17 protein-coding genes and 2 rRNA genes are annotated in these 22,858 nt (G+C 63.3%); 12 read left to right on the top strand and 7 right to left on the bottom strand.

The genetic code is table 11. The features are described from left to right. Nucleotides 1-146: 146 nt before the first annotated feature. Together ABCW42_RS07600 and rrf are read left to right on the top strand one after the other, a co-directional pair. Nucleotides 147-3,283, top strand: a 23S ribosomal RNA gene (locus ABCW42_RS07600). 189 nt (nt 3,284-3,472) lie between these two features. Then, nucleotides 3,473-3,589, top strand: a 5S ribosomal RNA gene (gene rrf / locus ABCW42_RS07605). A 516-nt stretch (nt 3,590-4,105) separates the two neighbouring features. Here rrf and ABCW42_RS07610 read toward each other — a convergent pair. Continuing rightward, complete coding sequence (locus tag ABCW42_RS07610; RefSeq protein WP_423184268.1) at nt 4,106-5,086, bottom strand: hypothetical protein; 981 nt, start codon at nt 5,084-5,086, stop codon at nt 4,106-4,108. Between ABCW42_RS07610 and ABCW42_RS07615 the strand changes: the two genes are divergently transcribed. The 9 genes from ABCW42_RS07615 (at nt 5,039) to xerD (ending at nt 14,252) form a co-directional block, all read left to right on the top strand. Further along, nucleotides 5,039-5,839, top strand: a complete 801-nt coding sequence (locus tag ABCW42_RS07615; protein ID WP_423184269.1) for a hypothetical protein — start codon at nt 5,039-5,041, stop codon at nt 5,837-5,839. The two genes, ABCW42_RS07610 and ABCW42_RS07615, sit on opposite strands and share 48 nt — an antisense overlap. Beyond that, on the top strand, nt 5,832-6,821 hold the full coding sequence (locus ABCW42_RS07620; RefSeq protein WP_423184270.1) for an HAD-IIA family hydrolase: 990 nt from the start codon (nt 5,832-5,834) through the stop codon (nt 6,819-6,821). Before ABCW42_RS07615 ends, ABCW42_RS07620 begins: the two co-directional genes overlap by 8 nt. A 9-nt stretch (nt 6,822-6,830) precedes the next feature. Beyond that, complete coding sequence (locus ABCW42_RS07625; protein WP_423184271.1) at nt 6,831-7,037, top strand: hypothetical protein; 207 nt, start codon at nt 6,831-6,833, stop codon at nt 7,035-7,037. Between the two features lie 2 nt (nt 7,038-7,039). Then, entirely contained in the window at nt 7,040-7,852 is an 813-nt protein-coding gene (locus ABCW42_RS07630; protein WP_423184272.1) for a TlyA family RNA methyltransferase, read from the top strand. Nucleotides 7,853-7,865: 13 nt separating this feature from the next. Then, nucleotides 7,866-8,888 (top strand): NAD kinase, encoded by a 1,023-nt coding sequence (locus ABCW42_RS07635; protein ID WP_423184273.1) that lies wholly within the window; start codon nt 7,866-7,868, stop codon nt 8,886-8,888. A 4-nt stretch (nt 8,889-8,892) separates the two neighbouring features. After that, nucleotides 8,893-10,629, top strand: coding sequence for a DNA repair protein RecN (gene recN / locus ABCW42_RS07640; protein ID WP_423184274.1), 1,737 nt, complete (start codon nt 8,893-8,895; stop codon nt 10,627-10,629). Between the two features lie 222 nt (nt 10,630-10,851). Beyond that, complete coding sequence (locus ABCW42_RS07645; RefSeq protein WP_423184275.1) at nt 10,852-12,594, top strand: CTP synthase; 1,743 nt, start codon at nt 10,852-10,854, stop codon at nt 12,592-12,594. 29 nt (nt 12,595-12,623) lie between these two features. Then, nucleotides 12,624-13,286 carry an NUDIX domain-containing protein gene (locus ABCW42_RS07650; protein ID WP_423184276.1) on the top strand — a complete coding sequence of 221 codons (663 nt, stop codon included), beginning with the start codon at nt 12,624-12,626 and terminating at the stop codon, nt 13,284-13,286. Nucleotides 13,287-13,289: 3 nt separating this feature from the next. Then, on the top strand, nt 13,290-14,252 hold the full coding sequence (gene xerD, locus ABCW42_RS07655; protein WP_423184277.1) for a site-specific tyrosine recombinase XerD: 963 nt from the start codon (nt 13,290-13,292) through the stop codon (nt 14,250-14,252). A gap of 50 nt (nt 14,253-14,302) precedes the next feature. Here xerD and ABCW42_RS07660 read toward each other — a convergent pair whose 3' ends face one another. The 4 genes from ABCW42_RS07660 to ABCW42_RS07675 form a co-directional block, all read right to left on the bottom strand. Continuing rightward, nucleotides 14,303-16,468 carry a transglycosylase domain-containing protein gene (locus tag ABCW42_RS07660; protein ID WP_423184278.1) on the bottom strand — a complete coding sequence of 722 codons (2,166 nt, stop codon included), beginning with the start codon at nt 16,466-16,468 and terminating at the stop codon, nt 14,303-14,305. 230 nt (nt 16,469-16,698) lie between these two features. After that, nucleotides 16,699-17,607, bottom strand: coding sequence for a prolipoprotein diacylglyceryl transferase (lgt, locus tag ABCW42_RS07665; RefSeq protein ID WP_423184279.1), 909 nt, complete (start codon nt 17,605-17,607; stop codon nt 16,699-16,701). 62 nt (nt 17,608-17,669) lie between these two features. Further along, nucleotides 17,670-19,184, bottom strand: a complete 1,515-nt coding sequence (locus ABCW42_RS07670; protein ID WP_423184280.1) for a DHA2 family efflux MFS transporter permease subunit — start codon at nt 19,182-19,184, stop codon at nt 17,670-17,672. Nucleotides 19,185-19,237: 53 nt separating this feature from the next. After that, nucleotides 19,238-19,915: a hypothetical protein gene (locus ABCW42_RS07675; protein WP_423184281.1), complete on the bottom strand. Its 678-nt coding sequence runs from the start codon at nt 19,913-19,915 to the stop codon at nt 19,238-19,240. Between the two features lie 183 nt (nt 19,916-20,098). On the opposite strand from ABCW42_RS07675, the gene ABCW42_RS07680 reads away from it, so the two are divergent. Further along, entirely contained in the window at nt 20,099-20,635 is a 537-nt protein-coding gene (locus ABCW42_RS07680) for an 8-oxo-dGTP diphosphatase (RefSeq protein ID WP_133206937.1), read from the top strand. 91 nt (nt 20,636-20,726) lie between these two features. Here the strand turns inward: ABCW42_RS07680 and ABCW42_RS07685 are convergent, their stop codons facing one another. Both ABCW42_RS07685 and prpB read right to left on the bottom strand, forming a co-directional pair. Next, nucleotides 20,727-21,878 (bottom strand): bifunctional 2-methylcitrate synthase/citrate synthase, encoded by a 1,152-nt coding sequence (locus ABCW42_RS07685; protein WP_423184282.1) that lies wholly within the window; start codon nt 21,876-21,878, stop codon nt 20,727-20,729. A 71-nt stretch (nt 21,879-21,949) separates the two neighbouring features. Further along, nucleotides 21,950-22,858, bottom strand: coding sequence for a methylisocitrate lyase (prpB, locus tag ABCW42_RS07690; protein WP_423184283.1), 909 nt, complete (start codon nt 22,856-22,858; stop codon nt 21,950-21,952).

The raw sequence follows: 22,858 nt of genomic DNA on the forward strand, positions 1-22,858 counted from the left end.
GCGCGTTGTGTGTGGGGTGGGTGTGGGGTACGGGGTTGTTGTTTGAGAACTACATAGTGGACGCGAGCATCTTGTAAAGCAATTTTGTTTTTGATGTTGAACCTGGTTTTTTCCGGGTTCTCTCGAGAATGTTTTTTGATCTGTGTGGTCAAGTTTTTAAGGGCGCACGGTGGATGCCTTGGCATCAGGAGCCGAAGAAGGACGTAGGAATCTGCGATAAGCCTGGGGGAGTTGATAACCGAACGGTGATCCCAGGATGTCCGAATGGGGAAACCCCGCCAGAGGCTTTCGGGTGATCTGGTGACCCGCATCTGAACACATAGGGTGCGTGGGGGGAACGCGGGGAAGTGAAACATCTCAGTACCCGCAGGAAGAGAAAACAAGAGTGATTCCGTTAGTAGTGGCGAGCGAACGCGGATCAGGCTAAACCGTTTCATGTGTGATAGCCGGCGGGCGTTGCATGGGCGGGGTTGTGGGACTTTGCGTGTTGGTTCTGCCGGACCGGCGAGGTGTGTGTGCAGGCATAGGTGAACGGTCTTGAAAGGCCGGCCGGAGAGGGTGTGAGCCCCGTAACCGTAATGTTGTGTGCCGCTTGTGGAGTATCCCGAGTAGCACGGGGCCCGAGAAATCCCGTGTGAATCTGTCAGGACCACCTGATAAGCCTAAATACTTCCTGATGACCGATAGCGGACCAGTACCGTGAGGGAAAGGTGAAAAGTACCCCGGGAGGGGAGTGAAATAGTACCTGAAACCGTGTGCTTACAATCCGTCAGAGCCTCCTTGTTGGGGTGATGGCGTGCCTTTTGAAGAATGAGCCTGCGAGTTAGTGTTACGTCGCGAGGTTAACCCGTGTGGGGTAGCCGTAGCGAAAGCGAGTCTGAACAGGGCGAGTGTAGTGGCGTGATCTAGACCCGAAGCGGAGTGATCTACCCATGGCCAGGTTGAAGCGACGGTAAGACGTCGTGGAGGACCGAACCCACTTCAGTTGAAAATGGAGGGGATGAGCTGTGGGTAGGGGTGAAAGGCCAATCAAACTCCGTGATAGCTGGTTCTCCCCGAAATGCATTTAGGTGCAGCGTTGCGTGTTTCTTGCCGGAGGTAGAGCTACTGGATGGCCGATGGGCCCTACAAGGTTACTGACGTCAGCCAAACTCCGAATGCCGGTAAGTGAGAGCGTAGCAGTGAGACTGTGGGGGATAAGCTTCATAGTCGAGAGGGAAACAGCCCAGACCACCAACTAAGGCCCCTAAGCGTGTGCTAAGTGGGAAAGGATGTGGAGTTGCTTAGACAACCAGGAGGTTGGCTTAGAAGCAGCCATCCTTGAAAGAGTGCGTAATAGCTCACTGGTCAAGTGATTCCGCGCCGACAATGTAGCGGGGCTCAAGTACACCGCCGAAGTTGTGGCATTCACATGGTTTCCAAGCCTTCGTGGTTCAGGAGTGTGGATGGGTAGGGGAGCGTCGTGTGGGCGGTGAAGTCGCGGTGTGAACCAGCGGTGGAGCCTACACGAGTGAGAATGCAGGCATGAGTAGCGAAAGACGGGTGAGAAACCCGTCCGCCGGATGATCAAGGGTTCCAGGGTCAAGCTAATCTGCCCTGGGTAAGTCGGGACCTAAGGCGAGGCCGACAGGCGTAGTCGATGGACAACGGGTTGATATTCCCGTACCGGCGAAAAACCGCCCATGCCAAGCGGGGGATACTAACCGCCCGGAGCCTGCCCTAGCACCCTTGTGGTGTGTGGGTTTTGGCCGAGCGCGGGACCTGATCCCGGGAGGCAAGCGTATTAACAGGTGTGACGCAGGAAGGTAGCCGGGCCGGGCGATGGTTGCCCCGGTCTAAGGATGTAGGGTCAGCGATAGGCAAATCCGTCGCTGTGTCTTGGATGACGTGCCTGAGATCTGATGGGACTCCCGCGAGGGGGGATCCGGTGATCCTATGCTGCCGAGAAAAGCATCGACGCGAGGTTTTAGCCGCCCGTACCCCAAACCGACACAGGTGATCAGGTAGAGAATACCAAGGCGATCGAGAGAATTATGGTTAAGGAACTCGGCAAAATGCCCCCGTAACTTCGGGAGAAGGGGGGCCCTGACCTTGAACCGCGCGTGCCGCGGGGAGGGGGTAGGGGCCGCAGAGACCAGGGGGAAGCGACTGTTTACTAAAAACACAGGTCCGTGCGAAGTCGCAAGACGATGTATACGGACTGACTCCTGCCCGGTGCTGGAAGGTTAAGAGGACCGGTTAGCCGCAAGGCGAAGCTGAGAATTTAAGCCCCAGTAAACGGCGGTGGTAACTATAACCATCCTAAGGTAGCGAAATTCCTTGTCGGGTAAGTTCCGACCTGCACGAATGGAGTAACGACTTCCCCGCTGTCTCAACCATAAACTCGGCGAAATTGCAGTACGAGTAAAGATGCTCGTTACGCGCAGCAGGACGGAAAGACCCCGAGACCTTTACTATAGTTTGGTATTGGTGTTCGGAGTGGCTTGTGTAGGATAGGTGGGAGACGTTGAAGCTGTCACGCCAGTGGCGGTGGAGTCATCGTTGAAATACCACTCTGGTCACTTTGGACATCTAACTTCGGCCCGTGATCCGGGTCAGGGACAGTGCCTGATGGGTAGTTTAACTGGGGCGGTTGCCTCCTAAAAAGTAACGGAGGCGCCCAAAGGTTCCCTCAGCCTGGTTGGCAATCAGGTGTCGAGTGTAAGTGCACAAGGGAGCTTGACTGTGAGAGAGACATCTCAAGCAGGGACGAAAGTCGGGACTAGTGATCCGGCGGTACATTGTGGAATGGCCGTCGCTCAACGGATAAAAGGTACCTCGGGGATAACAGGCTGATCTTGCCCAAGAGTCCATATCGACGGCATGGTTTGGCACCTCGATGTCGGCTCGTCGCATCCTGGGGCTGGAGTAGGTCCCAAGGGTTGGGCTGTTCGCCCATTAAAGCGGTACGCGAGCTGGGTTTAGAACGTCGTGAGACAGTTCGGTCCCTATCCGCTGCGCGCGCAGGAAATTTGAGAAGGGCTGTCCTTAGTACGAGAGGACCGGGACGGACGAACCTCTGGTGTGTCAGTTGTACTGCCAAGTGCACCGCTGATTAGCTACGTTCGGATGGGATAACCGCTGAAAGCATCTAAGCGGGAAGCTCGCTTCAAGATGAGATTTCCACCCACCACGAGTGGGGAAGGCCCCCAGCCAGACCACTGGGTTGATAGGCCGGATGTGGAAGACAGGACCAACGACTGTTGAAGCTGACCGGTACTAATAGGCCAACGACTTACACCACACACCACCCCCCAAACACGGGGTGTGGGACTTTACACTGCTTGCGTCCACTATGTGGTTCCCGAACAACAACCCGGGAACACCAACACAACATAACCGAATAATCGAATAACTGAATAACAACACCACATGTTGTAACCCAAGAACTTCCCACCCACCCCCACACCAGGGGCGGGACGGGTACAAAGGTTACGGCGGTCATAGCGTGGGGGAAACGCCCGGTCCCATTCCGAACCCGGAAGCTAAGACCCACAGCGCCGATGGTACTGCACCCGGGAGGGTGTGGGAGAGTAGGACACCGCCGGACAACACTCCAAATGGTCGAGACCCCCACACCCCGGTGTGGGGGTCTCCCACGTTAACCACCACACACCCAGCACCCCGCACCCCGGACGAGCGCCCCGAAAAAGCGGCCCGGGACATGAGCCGGCGGCCCCGGGAATGCAGCCCGCATGTGAGCCGGCGTCCCGGGAATGCAGCCCGGACCTGAGCCGGCGTCCCGGGAATGCGCCCCGGACCTGAGCCGGCGCCGGAACACCACAGCCCCGCTCAGCTATCCGGGTCTTTTTATCAACCCCCGCTCATCTTTCACGGTCATCCAGGGCACCCCCGCGCACCTTCCCGCTGGCCAGATGACAACCGATCCACTCCCGGGATATGAGCCGGCGTCCGGGAAATACCGGCCGGATGAGAGCTGGCGTTGGAAGAACCTGCGGCGTCCTTCTGATGCCCTGTCTGTTGGCTTTCGTCGATTGCCGTTGCTTGTGATGCTTCCCACGACGGCTTGCGTGAGGAGCCGTCAAATGGGTGCTTGGACGGCTGTTCACCTAGAATTGCATGAGAGATACGGGCCGGATCCCGGCGGCGTGAGAACACAATACGGATAAGAGCGGCTGCGCGTGCGCCAGTGGTCGGCTCGCAACAGGAGGAATCCATCATGGCTGAGCACAACGGCGGCAATCGCGGTAACTACGGCGGTGGCCGTGGCGACCGCGGTTCGTTCCGTGCCAACAACAATTCCGGGGGCGATCCTCGAGGATTCCGCTCCAGGGACAACCGCGGAGGCTCTTCCCGCGGTGAAGACAAGCCGTTTGGTGAGCGTCCGCGCCGCGATGGCGACGGGGAGCGTCGGAACTTCGGTGACCGTGACCGTAAACCTTATGGTGAGCGTTCGGGTTACGGTGATCGTGACCGTAAGCCCTTCGGTGACCGTGATCGGAAGCCGTTTGGTGATCGTCCGCGCCGTGAGGGCGATGGTGAGCGTCGGAGCTTCGGTGATCGTGATCGGAAGCCGTTTGGTGATCGTCCGCGCCGTGAGGGCGATGGTGAACGTCGCAGTTTCGGTGACCGTGACCGTAAACCTTATGGTGAGCGTTCGGGTTACGGTGATCGTGATCGGAAGCCGTTTGGTGACCGTGACCGTAAACCCTATGGTGATCGTGATCGGAAGCCGTTTGGTGATCGCCCCCGTCGCGAGGGCGACGGTGAGCGCCGGAGCTTCGGTGAACGCCCCGACCGCGGGCCGCGTAGGTTCGATGGACCCCGTTCCGAGGGGCGCGGCTTTGGCGGCCCGCGGGCAGAGCGTCCGAACCGTGTACCGAACGCGTCGGACTTGCGAAGCTCGAACCGCCCCGATCGTGAGCGGTCGCCGGAGATCGACGACGACGTTACGGGCCAGGAGCTGGACCGTGTCACCAAGCACCAGATCAAGACCCTTGAGGGCACCAATGGTGACTGGGTTTCCAAGCACCTCGTCATGGCCGGTCGACTCATCGATATTGACCCGGAGCTGTCGTTCCAGCATGCCCTGGCGGCGAGCCGGCGTGGAGGCCGGCTGTCGGCAGTCCGTGAAGCTGTCGGCCTGACCGCATACGCCGCCGGACACTATGGCGAAGCCCTCCGCGAGTTCCGTACGTACCGCCGGATCAGCGGATCCAACGTCCACTTGCCGCTCATGGCCGACTGTGAACGTGGCTTGGGCCGACCGGACCGTGCGCTGGACGTTGTCCGCTCCCCGGAAGCACAGGACCTGGATGCGCCCGGCAAGGTTGAACTGGCCATTGTTGCTTCCGGCGCACGCACCGATCTCGGCCAACTCGACGCCGCGGTAGCGGAGCTGGAAATTCCGCAGCTCGACATGAACCGGGCCTTCACCTACAGCCCCCGCCTGTTCCGTGCCTACGCTGATGCATTGGCTGCCGTCGGACGTACCGAGGAAGCCGCCAAATGGCAGCGCCAGGCCGTCGTCGCTGAAAATGCCTTGGGAGTGGGGGACTTCGAAGACCCCGAGATCATCGACCTCGGCGAAGACGAAGAAGAGGAGCCCAAGCCGCGCTACCGGAAGTTCGAAGAAAACGCTGAAGCTGGCGACGAGCGCGGAGAGGACGCTGCCTCGCTCGGCAAATCAGCGATTGATTCCGAGACGAACGAACTCGACGACGTAGAACTCGACGACGCGGAGTCGGACTACTTCGAGTCCGACGACGCCGAATCCGACCAGGATTCCGCCGAAGACGAAGATGACGAAGAGCAGGATGGAGAGACCAAGAATGACTGAGGCACCGCTCGTTTCGCGTTTCGACGCCGTGCTGGCGGACCTGGATGGCGTGGTTTACACCGGTCCGCATGCCATCCCCGGCGCTGTGGAATCCCTGAAGCGACTCGAATCGGTGGGCGTGCGCCTCGGATATGTCACCAACAACGCTTCCCGGACGCCCGCCCAGGTCGCGGCGCATCTTCGTGAACTCGGCGCGCCGGCCGAGGACGACCAAGTGGTCAGCTCTTCGCAGGCCGCGAGCGACCTCCTTGCCGAGCTCCTGGCTCCCGGTTCACGCGTGATGATCACCGGTAGCGCGGCCCTCGCGCACGAAATCGAGCTGGTGGGCCTTACCCCCGTGCACAGTGCCGAAGAGAATCCCGTGGCTGTTGTCCAGGGTTTCAATCCGGAGATCGCCTGGAAGGACCTTGCGGAGGCAGCATACGTGGTGGGCGCAGGTGCACTGTGGGTCGCTACCAACACGGACATGTCCCTTCCCCAGGCCCGCGGCAAGGCGCCGGGCAACGGAACCCTCGTGGCAGCCGTAGCGTCGGCTACGGGTAAACAGCCCCGGGTCGCCGGCAAACCGGAGGCACCGCTCTTCCACGCCGCCGCACGCAGGCTGAAGTCCGAGCGTCCCATCGTCGTGGGAGACCGGCTCGATACGGACATCCTTGGAGGTAACCGGGCGGGATTCGCGACGGCAGTTGTGCTCACCGGCGTCGACACCCGGGCCTCGATCCTCGCGGCCCGCACGTCGGAGCGCCCCGAGTACTTGTTGGCCGACCTCACGGAGTTGTACGAGCCCTACCCCGAGATTGTCAAGGAGGACAGTGCTTTTCGGTGCGGCAAGGCAACCGCCCAGGTGCAGGACGGACTCATCACCGTCTCGGGCTCCGAGAAGGACCTTGACGCTTGGCGCGCTGCGTGCGCGGCTTGGTGGACCGCCCATCCGGATGCCGGGGAGGCAACCTCGCCGCAGTTGAAGTGGCTGGAAAACTAGACCCGGAAAATGAACGAGTTGAACGACGTCGACGGCGCCGCGGAGCCGTACGCTGCTCCATGGCCGCCTGAGGCGGTCCGGACCGGGGACCCTGAGGTGGACGCAGCTTTGGCCCATCTGCAGGACCTCCCGGAAACGCCGGTGGCCGAGCACGGCGGAGTCTATGCGGATCTCCATGACGCGTTGATGGCCGCGCTCGACGCCGAAGTAGCCTGAGCATGCCACGACTCGACCAAGAACTAGTCAGTCGCGGATTGGCCAGGTCCCGCACCCACGCCGCGAAGCTCATTGCCGACGGCAAAGTCAGCTCCGGCGGCAGCATCCTCGGCAAGGCGGCCCAGCAGGTGTCGGGAGAGACCGAACTCGATGTCCAGGCCCACGCGGAGGACGTGTACGTCAGCCGTGCCGGCCACAAGCTCGCCGGAGCGCTTGCCGCGTTTCCCGGGGTCGCCGTCGGGGGTAAACGGTGCCTCGACGCCGGCGCCTCCACGGGCGGGTTTACGGATGTCCTGCTCCGGGCGGGTGCCGCGCACGTCGAAGCGGTCGACGTCGGGCATGACCAATTGGTGCCGTCCCTCAGGAACGATTCCCGCGTCTCGGTCCATGAGGGGCTCAACGTGAGGTACATGACTCCGGATGACATCGGTGGCCTGGTGTCGGTAACCGTGGCGGACTTGTCCTTCATCTCGCTCACACTGGTGATCGCGCCCCTCGCCGGCTGCACGGAACCCGGGGGAGACCTCGTGCTCATGGTGAAGCCGCAGTTCGAGGTGGGCAAGGAAAGGCTAAGCCGCACCGGGGTGGTCACCTCGGACCACGAACGACGGCGGGCGGTGGCACAAGTTGCGGAAGCCGCCGTGGACGCAGGCCTCGAATTGTGCGGTCTTGCCCCTAGTCCATTGCCCGGCCAGGACGGAAATGTGGAGTACTTCCTGTGGATAAAACGCAGGACGGCAACGGATTTGCCTAAGATCGAAGAGCGGGACGAGCAAGTTGCTGCACTGATGGAACGAATCTGGAACGACCACTAGAAAGCAGAACACCATGAGCAGGCGCGTTTTGGTCCTCGCCCACACCGGGCGTGAGGACTCCCTTCGCGCGGCCTGGGATGCGTGCGGACAGCTCCACACCTCCGGGCTGGTTCCGGTGATGCAGAAGTCGGAACTGGACGATATCGAACGCTTCTACGGCATCGTGGACAAACCGATTGAAATCCTCCATGAGGATGTCCGGTTGGAAGACGTCGAGCTGGGCATGGTCCTCGGCGGTGACGGCACCATCCTGCGCGCCGCGGAACTGGTCCGGAACGTGGACGTCCCGCTCCTGGGCGTCAACCTCGGGCATGTCGGGTTCCTCGCGGAAAGCGAAAGGGCCGATCTCGCCCAGACGGTCGAATGGATCGCCAGCCGCGAGTACACCGTGGAAGAGCGGATGACCATCGATGTCCAGGTGTGGGTCCGCGGCCAGAAGATCTGGCACACGTGGGCGCTAAACGAGGCCGCCATCGAAAAGGCCGAGCGCGAGCGGATGATCGAAGTGGTGACCGAAGTGGACGAACGTCCCTTGACGTCGTTCGGTTGCGACGGAGTGGTCATGGCCACGCCCACCGGTTCGACGGCCTATGCGTTTTCTTCGGGGGGCCCGGTCGTCTGGCCGGAGGTCGAGGCATTGGTGATTGTCCCCATCAGCGCCCACGCGCTTTTCGCCAAGCCGTTGGTTGTTTCGCCCCGGTCCAAGCTCGCCGTGGAGATCCTCACGCGGACTGACGCGCAAGGCGTGTTGTGGTGCGACGGCCGCCGTTCGGTCGACCTTCCGCCCGGGGCCCGGGTGGAAGTGACCCGGTCGAGCCAGTCTGTCCGGTTGGCCCGTACCCACCAGACGCCGTTTTCGGCCCGCCTCGTACGGAAGTTCGAGCTACCTATCCACGGTTGGCGCGGACCGGCACCGCGATCCTCGGAGATCCACACCGGGCCGATCCCTGTGGTCCGGACACTGAAGCCCAGCGCCTTGCCGACGCCCCAAGACGTGCGATCCGGCGGCGCGGCCGATCCCACCAAGGAGATGTAACACCATGATCGAGGAAATCCGGATCCGTGATCTAGGCGTCATCACCGACGCAACGCTGCCGCTCGGGCCGGGCCTGAGCGTGGTCACCGGCGAAACCGGTGCGGGCAAGACCATGGTGGTCACCGCCGTCGGGCTCCTTTTGGGTGCGCGGTCCGACGCCGGTGCGGTGCGGAGCGGCGCGAAATCCGCCTCCGCGGAAGCTCGGCTCCTGCTTGATCCGGGGCACGTCGCCGTGGGGCGTGCGGTTGAAGCCGGCGGTGACGCGGAAGAGTTCGACGGCGGCTCGCAACTTCTGCTTGCCCGTACCGTCGGCGCGGACGGCCGAAGCCGTGCTTTTGTCGGGGGCCGGGCCGCCCCGGTGGGCGTCCTCGCGGAACTCGGCGAAAGCCTTGTGGTGGTACACGGTCAATCGGACCAGATCCGGCTCAAGAGCGCTGTGGCACAGCGCCACGCCTTGGACCGCTTCGCCGGAGCGGGCGTCGCCGGGCCGCTTGGCGAATATGAGGAGCTCTACGTCCGGTGGAAGTCCAGCCAGGCAGAGCTTGACACGCTCCGCAACGAGGCCAGGGAAAGGCTCCGCGAAGCCGAATCGCTGGACGCCGCGCTCCAGGAAATCGACCTCGTCGATCCGCAGCCCGGAGAGGACGAAGCCCTCAAAGCAGAAGCCGTGAAGCTCGCGAACGTGGAGGAGCTACGCGTTGCCGCAGCCGCTGCACACGAAGCACTGATCGCGGAGGAGTTCGGTGAAGCCAGCGACGCGACGTCGTTGATCGATTCCGCCAAGCGGGCGCTGGAACACGTCTCGGCGCACGACGAAGCGCTGGCCGGGGCAGCCGCACGGCTCGCGGAAGTCGGATTCCTGGTCAACGACATTGCAGCCGAGCTTTCCAGTTACCAGGCTTCCTTGGACTCCGAGGGACCCGAACGGCTCTCCGAGATCGAGGAACGGCGCGCCGCGTTGGCGAAGCTCATCCGGAAGTACGCCCCGAGCGTCGACGAGGTACTCGAATGGGCTGCAGCGTCGAGGGCCCGGCTGGACGAGCTGCAGGACGATTCCAGCAGGATCGAAAAGCTCGACGCCGAGGTTGCCGCGGCGGAGGCCGCCCTGCTGAAACTGGCCGCGCGTATCTCGAAGGCCCGGGCGAAGGCGGCCAAGGACTTGTCCGCACGGGTCAGCGCGGAGCTCACGGCCTTGGCCATGGCTGACGCGACCCTCGTCATCGAACTGGACAGCGAAGGCCCCTTGGGACCGCATGGCGTCGACGACATTTCCTTCTTGCTCCAGCCGCATTCCGGCGCTCCGGCCCGTCCCTTGGGCAAAGGGGCTTCGGGCGGTGAGTTGTCCCGCGTCATGCTCGCCATCGAGGTTGTCCTGGCCGCCGTGGACCCTGTTCCGACCTTCGTGTTCGACGAAGTGGACGCGGGAGTCGGTGGCCGGGCCGCCGTCGAGATCGGACGCCGGCTCGCGATGCTCGCCCGCCACGTGCAGGTCCTGGTGGTCACGCACTTGCCGCAGGTTGCGGCGTTCGCCAACCAGCACATCCGGGTCATCAAGACGTCCGTCCGGGGTAGCGACGGAAAGACAGCCACGGGCTTCACGTCGAGCGACGTCCAGCTCCTCGGCGACGACGAACGCGTCAAAGAGCTTGCCCGGATGCTCGCAGGGCAGGAAGACTCCGAATCCGCGCGCGCCCATGCGCAGGAATTGCTGGACGACGCCAAGCTCCTGCCGCAGTCCTAGCGGTTTTAGCAGGCTGGCACCTTGCCGTAGGAACTTAGTCACATCCGCGCGCGATTGCTCGTGGAGCCATCCGCCCTGGGCGGCACGTAGATGCTGTGCATTTGCTGGCAGTTGGCCCCATTTTGCCGCCTCGGGGCACCTTGCCTCTTGATCCTTGGCCCACGTCAAGGGACTATTGAGCATTTGGGAAAACGATTGGCTGACCCTTTGGAGGCGCAATTGATGATAGGCTCGAATTCCGTGGTGCAGCGATCAAATTCCCGTGTAAATTCCCGGTTCCCTGGCTCGTCCAAGACAGCCAAACACATTTTTGTCACCGGCGGTGTGGCTTCCTCGCTCGGCAAGGGCCTGACGGCGTCGAGCCTCGGCCACCTGTTGCGGGCGCGCGGTTTGTCCGTGACTATGCAGAAGCTCGATCCCTACTTGAACGTGGATCCGGGCACGATGAACCCCTTCCAGCACGGTGAAGTCTTCGTCACCGACGACGGCGCTGAGACCGACCTCGACATCGGACACTACGAGCGCTTCCTCGATGAGAACCTCGAAGGTTCGGCCAACGTTACAACCGGGCAGATCTACTCGACCGTCATCGCCAAGGAACGGCGCGGCGAGTACCTTGGAGACACCGTCCAGGTCATTCCCCACATCACGGATGAGATCAAGCGCCGCATGCGCCTTCCCGCAGAGGGCAAGAACGCGCCGGACGTCATCATCACCGAGATCGGCGGCACGGTGGGCGACATCGAATCCCAGCCGTTCCTCGAATCCGCGCGCCAGGTGCGCCAGGACATCGGCCGTAACAACGTTTTCTTCCTCCACGTTTCCCTGGTGCCCTACATCGGACCTTCGCAGGAATTGAAAACCAAGCCAACGCAGCACTCCGTCGCGGCCCTTCGTTCCATCGGCATCCAGCCGGAAGCGATCGTCATCCGCTCGGACCGTGAAGTGCCGGACGCCATGCGGGAGAAGATCGGCCGCATGTGCGACGTCGACATCGATGCGGTGGTCAACGCCGCCGACGCTCCGAGCATCTACGACATCCCGAAGACTCTGCACTCGCAGGGCCTGGATTCGTACATCGTCCGTGCCCTGGACCTTCCGTTCAAGGATGTCGACTGGACCAGTTGGGACAAGCTCCTCGAAGCCGTCCACAACCCCAAGCACCACGTTGAAGTTGCCTTGGTGGGCAAGTACATCGACCTCCCGGACGCCTACCTGTCCGTCACTGAAGCGCTTCGTGCCGGTGGATTCGCGAACGATGCGAAGGTGAAGATCCGCTGGGTTCCGTCAGATGAATGCGAAACCCTCGAAGGCGCCACCAAGTCGTTGGCCGGCGTCGACGCCATTTGCGTTCCCGGCGGCTTCGGCATCCGCGGGCTCGAAGGCAAGCTGGGCGCCCTCAAGTTCGCACGGGAAACCAAGCTCCCGGTCTTGGGCCTGTGCCTCGGCCTGCAATGCATGGTCATCGAGTACGCCCGTAACGTAGTTGGCCTCGAAGGCGCATCGTCCAGCGAGTTCGAGCCGGATTCCAAGTTCCCTGTCATTGCCACCATGGAAGAGCAATTGGACATCGTGGAAGGCAAGGGTGACCTCGGCGGCACCATGCGCCTGGGCCTCTACGAAGCCAAGCTCGACGAAGGCTCCGTGGTTGCCGAAACGTACGGAACAACGACCGTCAGCGAACGTCACCGCCACCGCTACGAAGTCAACAACAAGTACCGCGACCAGATTGCTGCCGAGGGGCTCGTGTTCTCGGGAACGTCGCCCGACGGCAAGCTGGTGGAATACGTGGAACTTCCGCGCGAAGTGCACCCGTACTACGTCGCGACGCAGGCACACCCCGAGCTCAGCTCCCGCCCCACGCGCCCGCACCCGCTCTTCGCAGGCCTCGTGAAGGCTGCATTGGAGCGTCAAGCAGGCACTGATTTGCTTGCAAAATCTGGCCGCAAGGTAGCTGCGAAGTAATCGCTCTCACACACACGAAGGACGGCGTGATGCCCGGTTTTTCTGAAACCCCCAGTACTTTTCGGAAGGTTTCGGACACACCGAGTCCGCGCCGTCTTTTGTCGTCGAGCAAGGTCTACGAGGGCCGCATCTGGGACGTCGTCAGCGACGCGTTCGAACTGAACGAAGATGCCGGCACCTTGGTGCGCGACTACATCGACCATCCGGGCGCGGTGGCGGTGCTGCCGATGAATGTAGACGGCGAGATCCTCCTCCTCAAGCAGTACCGCCATCCTGTCGGCATGGACCTGTGGGAAATCCCGGCAGGACTGCTTGACGTGGAGGGCGAAGATTTCGTCGTTGGGGCCGCCCGCGAGCTGGCGGAAGAGGCCGACCTGACCGCAGCTACGTGGAATGTCCTGGCGGATTTCTTCAATTCGCCCGGTTCTTCGAGCGAAGCCATACGTATCTACCTTGCCCGCGGGCTGGGCGACGTCCCCGAGGCCGATCGGCACGTCCGCACCGACGAAGAAGCCGAAATCGAACTCGAATGGGTACCGCTCGAGGAAGCCGTGTCAGCGGTGCTCGAAGGCAGGCTGCACAACCCTTCGGCCGTCGTCGGAATCCTTGCCGCTGCCGCCGCACGCGCCGATGGCTTCAGGAGCCTGCGGCCGGCCGACGCCCCTTGGCCTGCCCACCCGAGCCAGCGCTGACCCGTGTCCCAGCTTGCGGAAGCACGGCCTCAAACCGCTGTTGACCGCGCCGTCGTCGACTATTTACAGCACCTCGGCGTGGAGCGCGGACTTGCGAGCAATACGCTGTCCGCTTACCGACGGGACCTGTCGCGCTACGCGAACTTCCTCGCCGCAACCGGTGTGGATACCCCCGGCGGGGTTTCCCGGCATGACGTCACCGCGTTTGTACAGGCACTTTCGGACGGCTCGGACGGAGCCGCCGCGCTCGGTGTTCGTTCTGCGGCGCGCACAGTGGTCGCCGTCCGCGGACTGCACAAGTTTTGGGCATTGGAAGGAACGACGATGGCGGACCCCGCCAGCGACGTCCACCCGCCGATGCCCGGCAAGCGACTGCCGAAGGCCATCAGCGTGGACGAGGTAACGCGGATCCTCGAAGCTGCCGGTGCCGATACGGCGACCGGATTGCGCGACAGGGCGCTCCTGGAGTTCCTCTATTCGACCGGTGCGCGCATCAGCGAAGCCGTGGGCCTGGACGTTGACGATGTCGCCCTCGAATCGGACGCCGAAGGTCCAGCGATCGTGCGCCTCTTTGGAAAAGGTTCCAAGGAGCGCTTGGTGCCGCTCGGTTCCTACGGCGCCCGCGCCGTCGGATCCTATGTGGTCCGGGGCAGGCCGGCGTTGGCCGCCAAGGGCAAAGGCACGCCGGCGCTGTTCCTCAACGCCCGGGGCGGCAGGATTAGCCGGCAGAGTGCCTGGACCATCCTGAAGACTGCCGCGGAGAAGGCAAACATCGCCAAGGAAGTCTCCCCGCATACCCTGCGGCACTCATTCGCTACGCACTTGCTCGAGGGCGGGGCAGATGTCCGTGTTGTGCAGGAACTGCTTGGCCATGCGTCGGTGACCACGACGCAGGTGTACACGCTTGTTACGGCGGATACCTTGCGCGAAGTGTACGCGTCCGCCCACCCGCGGGCGCTTGGCTAGCTGTACTGCCCGGCGCCCGCGACGTGGTGTCTTAGCGGGTGGGATGCCCGTCAGCCCTTGCCCTTCCCGTTCGTGTTTCCGGCCTGGCTTGAGGCCGTCCCGCCGATGAGGTTCTGGGGTGGGGCATCGAAGTCGCCGTGGTCGTAGAAGCCGACGACCTGCTGCATGTACTGCGCCCACTGTGGTCCGGCGATGTAGGCCCCGTCCACCACGGAGTAGTACTTTCCGTTGACCGTGATGTCGCGTCCGAGCCGCGAGGGCCCTCCGTTGAAAGGGTCTCCGAAGAAGGACGCCGTTGCCAGGCCTTTCGTGTAGCCAAGGACCCAGGTCTGGTTGTTGTACTGGTTGGTCCCGGTCTTGGCGGCGTCCGGGACGCCGAGCTTCTGTGGAATGAGCAGGCCGGAGCCCTTGGTGAGGACGTCTTGGAGGACGTTCGTGGTGGCCTCCGCGACGCCCGGTTGTAGGGCGTTCGGCTTGCACGAAGATGTCTGCCCGCCTATTTTCTTGCCCGCAGCGTCGTCGACCTCCGTGATTGAGATGGGTGCGCAGTACGTGCCGTCCGCGGCGAATGTTGCGAAGGCGTTGGCCATCGTCAGGGGGGCGACGTTCTGGCTACCCAGGATGTTGCCAAGGGTCGAGAGGTCGATTTTGGTATCGTTCCCGTCGCCCATGTGAAGGCCGATGGCATCGGCGGCCCGCTGGACGTCGCAGAAGTCGTTCAGGCCGGCGAGGGACGCGAAGGTCGCGGTGTTGATTGAGTTGTAGATGCCCTCGCGGACGGTCATGGGCCGGTACCAGCCGGGTTCGTCGTTTTGGAGGTCTGTTGAGGGTGGAAGCGAGCTGTCGAACCAGCCATGGACGGGGCCGCATGTCGTCTTCCACGGGTAGTTGACGCCGTAGCGCCGGACTGACGCGTTGACGATCTGGTTCGTCGTTTTGCCCTCACCGAGCCAGGCCGCGAGGGTCACGGGCTTCATGGTCGAACCTGGCTGCATACCGCCAAGGCCGCCCAGGTCGTTGCCGTTGGCGTCCGCGCGGTCGACGTTGAAGTTGTATGTCGAGACGAAGTCGGTGCCCTCGCCGGCGATCGTGCGCGAGTTCTGTGCCATGGCGAGGACCTTGCCCGTGCCGGGCTGGACCGTCACGAGGGAGGAGCCCCATTTGTCCGGGTTCGCCCCGGTGGTGGCGTCGACCTGGGCTTGGGCGGGCCCTTGGAGCCGCGGGTCCAGGGTGGTCTTGATGGTCAGGCCGCCGCGCATGATCTTCTGGACCCGGTCCTCCTGCGTCGCGCCATAGGCGGGGTCGTTCTGGATCTGGTGGAGGACGTAGTCGCAGAAGTATTGGGCCTGGGCAGCATAGGCACAGCCCTGCTTGGGCGGGTTGACCTTGAGCTGGATCGGGGTGTTGACCGCGTCCTGGTGCTGCTGCTGGTTGATGTAGCCGTGCTGAAGCATCGCGTCCAGCACCAGGTCCCGCCGCGCCTTGGACGCCTCGGGGTGCTGGGTCGGGTCGAACAGCGAGGGGCCGTTGACCAGGCCGGCGAGCAGGGCAGCCTGGGGCACGGTGAGGTCTTTGGCATCGACGGAGAAGAAGTATTGGCTGGCTGCCTGGATGCCGTAGGCGTTGGCGTTGAACGAGACGATGTTGAGGTAGCCGGCGAGGATCTGGTCCTTCGTGAACTGCTTCTCAAGGCCGATGGCGAGCTTCATCTCCCGGAGTTTGTCGCTGATGCTCTTCTCGCCGTTGAGAACCACCTCGGCGTCCTTCCCCTGGGCGATGAGGTTCTCGTTGAGCACGTTGGTCACGTACTGCTGGGTCAGGGTGGAGGCACCCTGCCGGGCACCGCCGCTGTTCGTCACCAGGGCGCGCATGATGCCGGTCGGGTCGATGCCTCCGTGCTCGTAGAACCGGGAGTCCTCGATCGCTACGATCGCGTTCTTGATGTTGGGGGACATTTGGTCAAGGGGAACCTGCGTGCGATTCTCGTTGAACAGCGTCGCGATCGGGGATCCATCTGCGGCGAGTACACGCGTCACCTGCCCGGCGGGGGCTACGGTCAGGTCGCCGGGCAGTGCGTTGAAGAACTGGACCGAGCCGCTCGTCGTGATGCCGGTCATGGCCGCGGCGGGAACCATCAGGCCGGCCACGAGCACCCCGCAGACCGCGCTCACGCCGAGGAAGACCAGGATCCGGCCGAGAACTGTTCCCGTGTCCAAGAGCGGGTTCCTGCCGGAGAAGGGCCTCGCCGGATTGGACCCGCCACCGCGTGGGGGCACGCCTCGTTCACCGGGCAAAGGCCGAAATTGTTTCCGCATGGACATATCTTCCTCAGGTTCTCTGGCGATGGAGCGTGTTGGTTGTCTGGCGTGGCGACCCGCGCGTTTCCCGCGCGCTGGCGGCGGGCGTTACCGGCAAGCCGGGTGTGACCCGGGGTGGGTACCCGCTGTCATAACGGCACGGCAGCTCCGCCGTCTGCCGTCATTGGCTCAGGGGAATGGGCGGCGGGATCCCCAGGCACAGCCGTCGGGCGCCTGCGCCGGAACAGCAAGGCAAAAGCGATGGCGCCCGCGAGGAACACCAGGCCGGCTACCCAAGTGTTCACCCGGAGTCCAAGAACGAGGTTCGCGTAGTCGGAGCGCATCAGTTCGAAAGCGAAGCGTCCCGCAGTGTATCCCGCGACGTAGAGGGAGAACATGCTTCCAGCCCCAAGCGTGAAGCGCCGGTCCACATACAAAAGAAGCAACCCGACGGCGACGCACCACAGCGATTCGTAGAGGAATGTGGGCTGGAAATAGCCCAGGACCACCGGGGCGCCCGAAGGATCGGTTACCGCGGAACCGGTGGCAGGGTCCATCTGGTGGATCTGGAGTTTCCACGGCAGGTTCGTGGGATCCCCGTAGAGTTCATTGTTGAACCAGTTGCCCCATCGGCCCAGGGCCTGGGCAAGAATGACCCCCGGTGCCACCGCGTCCAGGAACGCAACCAAAGATACTTTCGCCCTCCGGCACCCGATCCAGGCCCCCACGATCCCGAGTGCCACGGCGCCCCAGATTCCCAGGCCGCCGTCCCAGATGGCAAAGGCATTCCATGGATTCTTCCCCGGTAAGAAATAAAGCTCCGGGTCAGTGATGACGTGGTAGACCCGGCCGCCGATGATTCCTGCGGGTACGGCCCAGAGGCAGATGTCCAGAACCTGCCCGGCCGCCCCGCCCCGGGCGGTCCAACGCCGGGACGTGAGCCAAATAGCCACTGCGATCCCGGCCATGATGCACAGGGCGTAGAAGTGGATGGTCAAGGGACCCACGTGAATGGCGCTCACGGTTGGCGACGGAAGGAACGAATCGGAGGCAGTCATGAAGGTTTGGAATCCTGTTGGGGACGTTCGGGCAATGACAGTCTTGCTTACCAACCTGAAGATCAGCCGGGTTCCGGGCGGTCCGCCGCGTCCGGAACAACCTTTGGGTGGGCGCGCCGGCCGAGGAATGACAATGCGGCCGCCGTGCCAGCCAGGACCGCAAAAAGTGCCACGGCCATCCGGAAGCCAAGTCCGGACACCGTCGGCGCTCCGGCAGCCGCTCCCAGGGAGTTTGCGAGGGAGTACGCGGCCGCGCCCAGGGCCACGCCGAGGGAGGTCCCGATCCCCCTGGTCATGTTCAACACGCCGCTGACCATCCCGGCTTGATGGTCATGTCCGGCCGCTGCGACGGACGCGTTGTTAGCCGGGGTGAACAGGCCCAGGCCCAGCCCCATGGCCGCCAGGGCGCCTGCCGTGGCCCACAATTCATGGGAGGAAAAAACCAACACGGCCAGCGCACCCGCGACCAGCCCCATGCCGGCCGATGCCGGCAACCGGGCGCCGAGCCGATCCGCCAACAGGCCGGCAACGGGTGCAACGAGCCCCAGCGCGACCGGGAGGATCGTCAGCAACAGTCCTGCCTGGGCCGGAGGGAGGAGATACGCCGATTCCAGGTGCAACGGTGTGACGAAAAGGACTCCGAACAGCACGAGATATCCAAGCAGACCGGTCGCGACGCCCCGAGTGAAGATCCCGGACCGGAACAGTGACAGGTCCACCAAGGGGTGTGTTGCCCGGCGCTCCCGTAGGACAAAGAGGACGAAGAGAATCAATGCGGCAGCCAGTAGTCCGAGAACGGTGAGGTTGCCGAAACCGAACCTGGACGCCTCTGACAGTGCCAGGAGCAGAGTGCCGACGGCGGGCATCAGAGCCAGGAGCCCCGGCCAGTCCAGCCGTGCGCGGGGGGCCTTGACCCGGGTGCGCGGGAGCAGGAACCAGCCCAGCAGCAAGCCGATGATCCCTGCGGGGATGTTGACGAAGAAGACCCACCGCCACCCGCCCAGACCGATGAGGAGACCGCCGACCGAAGGGCCCATGGCAAGGCCGATGGCCTGCGCGGCGCCCTGGAGGCCGATGGCCTTGCCGAGTTTGCCGGCCGGCATGCTTGTCCGGATCAGGGCAACACTATTGGCCTGCAGCATGGCCGCCCCGACCGCCTGGACGGCCCTTGCGACCAGGAGCCAGGTGATGTCGGGGGCAAGCGCGCACCCTAGGGACGCGAGGGTGAACAGGCCGAACCCATAGGTGTAGAGCAGTTTTCGGCCGACCATGTCCGCCAGTCGGCCGACTGCGGAGATGCTTCCCACGAGCACCAGAAGATAGATCAACGCCACCCACTCCACCTGGGCGAGGGAGGCGTTCATGTCGGACCTGATGCTCGGCACGGCCAGGGTGACGATGCTGGCATCCAACTGGCCCATGAACGCACCGATACACACCGTTGCCACGACCAGCCACGGGGCACCGGGCCGTCGTCGGATCCAGTCCGGCCTCGCCGGTTCCCGCCAAAGCTTCCCCCACCCGTCGGGTGAGGCTGCGGCGTGCGGGGCCGCGCCTGAAGAAAGTTGTTCGGTCACAGAACTATTCTATAGGGGGACTATCGGGCTAGGCTAATGCCTCCCGCCGGGTGCTACTTCAACACGTTGAACGTGAGCTCCACGGCGCTCAGGAACAGCGCCAGGATTGACATCCCCAAGCCGGAAACCAGGAGGAGGCCCGGATGGGCCAATCCAACCACGATGCGCCTCAACCATGGTTGCGTGCTCAGGAACTTCTTTGGCACGCGCGATCGCGCAGGGTCTTGCCGCCAGCCACGCAAGCGGCGCAGGAACCAGGCGCAACGGACAATGAAAGCCATCCAAAGCACGGAAACCACCAATGGGACTGCTGCCACCAGCAGGTTGAAGCCGAGAGCCGTGACCTCCCGTTCCGAATCGCCGGCCGCTGCTTGGACGGTGGTGGAAATCGATGCGCTCATCACTACGGAGATACCCCACACGAGGAAAGCCGTCACCAGGGCGAGGAAGCGCACGAAAAAATGGCCGAGGACGGATTCGGTGTGGGGTTTGAGGTGTCGCCGCGGCGTAGCGTTCAGCACCACGAGCGTCGCCAGGAGGGTGGGGAGTGCAGCCATGCCGACGAGCAGGTACCAACTCCAACCGGCCAGGTCCAGGAATTCGTCAAGGACGATCAACAGCCCCCAAAACGCGATCCACGCCCAGCCGGCGTAGAGCGGGTGGCGAACCAACCAATCCGGTAACCACGACGGCGCCCCGCCGGCAGGACCGTTACCCCCGTCCACGCTCATGGGCCCACTGTAGCAAGGAGGGCGCGACGCTGCCGTCACGGTCGCCGCGCTGTACAAGGCGCCTGGAGGCGGCGGTTAGGCTGCCCCGCAGACGGTATCCGAATACCGGAGTGGCGCTCCGCCGCCTCATGGTGACCGGCCCGGCGTCGTCCTTGGGGGCCGTCTCAGCCTTAGTCTTGATGCATGACAGCCGCCGCCGTGACTCTTTGCTTTCTCCTCCGCGAGGTCGATGGGAGCCGGGAGGTCTTGCTGGGGCGCAAGCGGACGGGCTTCGGTCGCGGCAAAGTGGTGGGCATCGGCGGACACCTCGAAGCCGGCGAGACGGCTGCCGAGGCTGTCTGCCGGGAAGTAGATGAAGAAGTCCACGTGATCGTCGCCCCGGAAGACCTGATCCCTGCGGGCACGGTGGACTTCGTGTTCCCGTCCCGGCCGGAATGGAACATGTTCACCACGGTGTTCCTCACGGAATCGTGGGTAGGCGAGCCGTCCGAAAGCGATGAGATCGTTCCGCAGTGGTACCCCGCGGAAGACCTGCCCGTCGCCCACATGTGGGCAGACGCCGAACACTGGCTTCCGGCGATGATGAACGGCCGCCGGATGGATGTCCGGGTGGTGCTGGCGGACGACAACGAGAGCGTCGCCGGCGTCTTCCATTCCGACTGGGCCGACGAAGCGGCAAGCGCCAGTGGGCCAGGCCGGAAGTGGGAACCCGGACTGTGACGGAACAGTCCGGTTAATGCCCGACGGCGGCCGGTCACCTTCCAAGGTGACCGCCCGCCGTCGGGCATTCAGAAAGTTACGGTTCAGTAAGTTACGGCAGGTGCCGTTCGTCGACGCCGTTGTATTCGCTGAGTGGCCGGATCAAGGAGTTCGATCCCAACTGCTCCATCACGTGCGCAGTCCATCCGGTGATGCGGCTGGCCACAAACAGGGGAGTGAATGTGGGGGTGTCGAATCCCATGAGGTGGTACGTGGGTCCGGCGGGGTAGTCGAGGTTCGGCTTGATGGCCTTCGCTTCGTCCATCGCTTGTTCCAGGCCGTTGTAGAGGCCGAGGATCTCGGGCCGGCCAAAGTGGGCGATCATTTTGTCCAGCGCCGCCTTCATCGTTGGCACGCGCGAATCCCCGTGCTTGTAGACCCGGTGCCCGAAGCCCATGACCTTCTTCTTCTGCGCCAAGGCCTGCTCCATCCACGTTTTCGCGCGGGCGGCGGCGTCCTCCAAGGATTCCTCGGTACGGATTCCGATTTCCTCGAAGGTGTGCATGACGGCTTCGTTGGCCCCACCGTGCAACGGACCCTTGAGGGCCCCGATCGCGGCAGTGACCGCGGAATGGAGGTCCGACAAGGTGGATGTCACCACGCGGGCGGTAAAGGTGGAGGCGTTGAAGGAGTGCTCGGCGTAAAGGATCATCGAGACGTTGAACGCTTTGACCACTTCTTCGACCGGATCTTCGCCGAACGTCATCCACAGGAAGTTCGCCGAATAGCCCAGCTCATCGCGTGGTGCCACCGGTTCGATCGCTTTCCCGTCGGCACGACGGCGGCGCTGGTCGTATGCGACGACGGCCGGCATCGCTGCCCACAGGTCGATCGCCTTTTTCATGTTCGCCTCGGGCGTGGAGACTTCGGCGAGTTCATGCCGGGCGCCAAGTACCGACGCCGCCGTGCGGCAAACGTCCATCGGGTGGGCCGTGGTAGGCAGCGTGTCAATGACCGTTTTCACCACCGGATCAAGTGCGCGGCCCGCGCGCTCGCGGGCGGTGAACTCCGCCAGTTCTTCCTTCGTGGGCAGTTCGCCGTTCCACAACAGGTAGGCGACTTCCTCGAAACTGCACTTTGCGGCGAGTTCCTGTACGGGGTAGCCGCGGTACAGCAAGGAATTGGTGTCCGGGTTGACCTTCGAGATCGCGGTGTAGTCAACCACCACGCCGGCCAGGCCCTTCTTGATCTCAACAGCTGCCATCCTGTCCTCCTTCGTTCATAGGCAAGCATTTCGGTGTGGCCGAATCGCTTGTATTCCCCTTGTAGATCCAGTTACCGGCTGAGTCCAGGAATCTGGAAGTTGAAAACGCTGGTGTCGAAGTGGTTGTAGGCCTCGTAGTCGACGAGGTCGTAAAGTCGCGCACGGGTGAGCATGTTCCCCACCTGCGATTCCTGCGTTCCTGTGGCATTGATCGTTTCCAGCGTACGCTCTGCAGCCCCCATGGCAATGCGGAGCAGGGTGACCGGGTAGATCACGATGTTCACGCCGGTGTCCTGGAGCTGTTGGGCGGTGAAGAGTTCGCTTTTGCCGAACTCGGTCATGTTGGCCAGGATCGGTACGTCTACTGCAGCACGGATGGCTTGGAACTCGCTGAGATCTTTCATGGCTTCGGGGAAGATCGCGTCCGCGCCGGCATCCACGAGGGCTTTGGCCCGGTCTTGCGCGGCTTCCAAGCCGTCGACGGCGCGGATGTCGGTGCGGGCCATGATGAGGAAGTTCTCATCGCGCCGGGCGTCGGCGGCGGCACGGATCCGTTTGCTCGCGGTATCGGTGTCCACGACGTTCTTGCCGTCGAGGTGTCCGCAGCGCTTCGGGTTGAACTGGTCCTCGATGTGGCAGCCGGCCAGGCCCGCGTTTTCCAGTTCCTGGATGGTGCGGGCCACGTTCATGGGCTCGCCGAATCCGGTATCGGCGTCCACGATGCACGGCAGTTCGGTCATGCGCGCGATTTGCCCGGCCCGGGTGGCGACTTCCGTCAGCGTGGTCAGGCCGATGTCCGGCAGGCCGAGGTCGTTGGCCAGGACCGCGCCGGAAATGTAGACGCCGGGGAAGCCTTTTTCCTCGATCAGCCTGGCCGAGAGCGGGTTGAACGCTCCCGGAAATTGCTGGATGGTGCCGGAGGCCAGGATCTCGCGGAGCTTGAGGCGTTTCTGCTCGGGCGTGGTGGCGGAGTACAGCAT

Source organism: Arthrobacter sp. NyZ413 (assembly GCF_049390645.1).
Classification (GTDB): domain Bacteria; phylum Actinomycetota; class Actinomycetes; order Actinomycetales; family Micrococcaceae; genus Arthrobacter.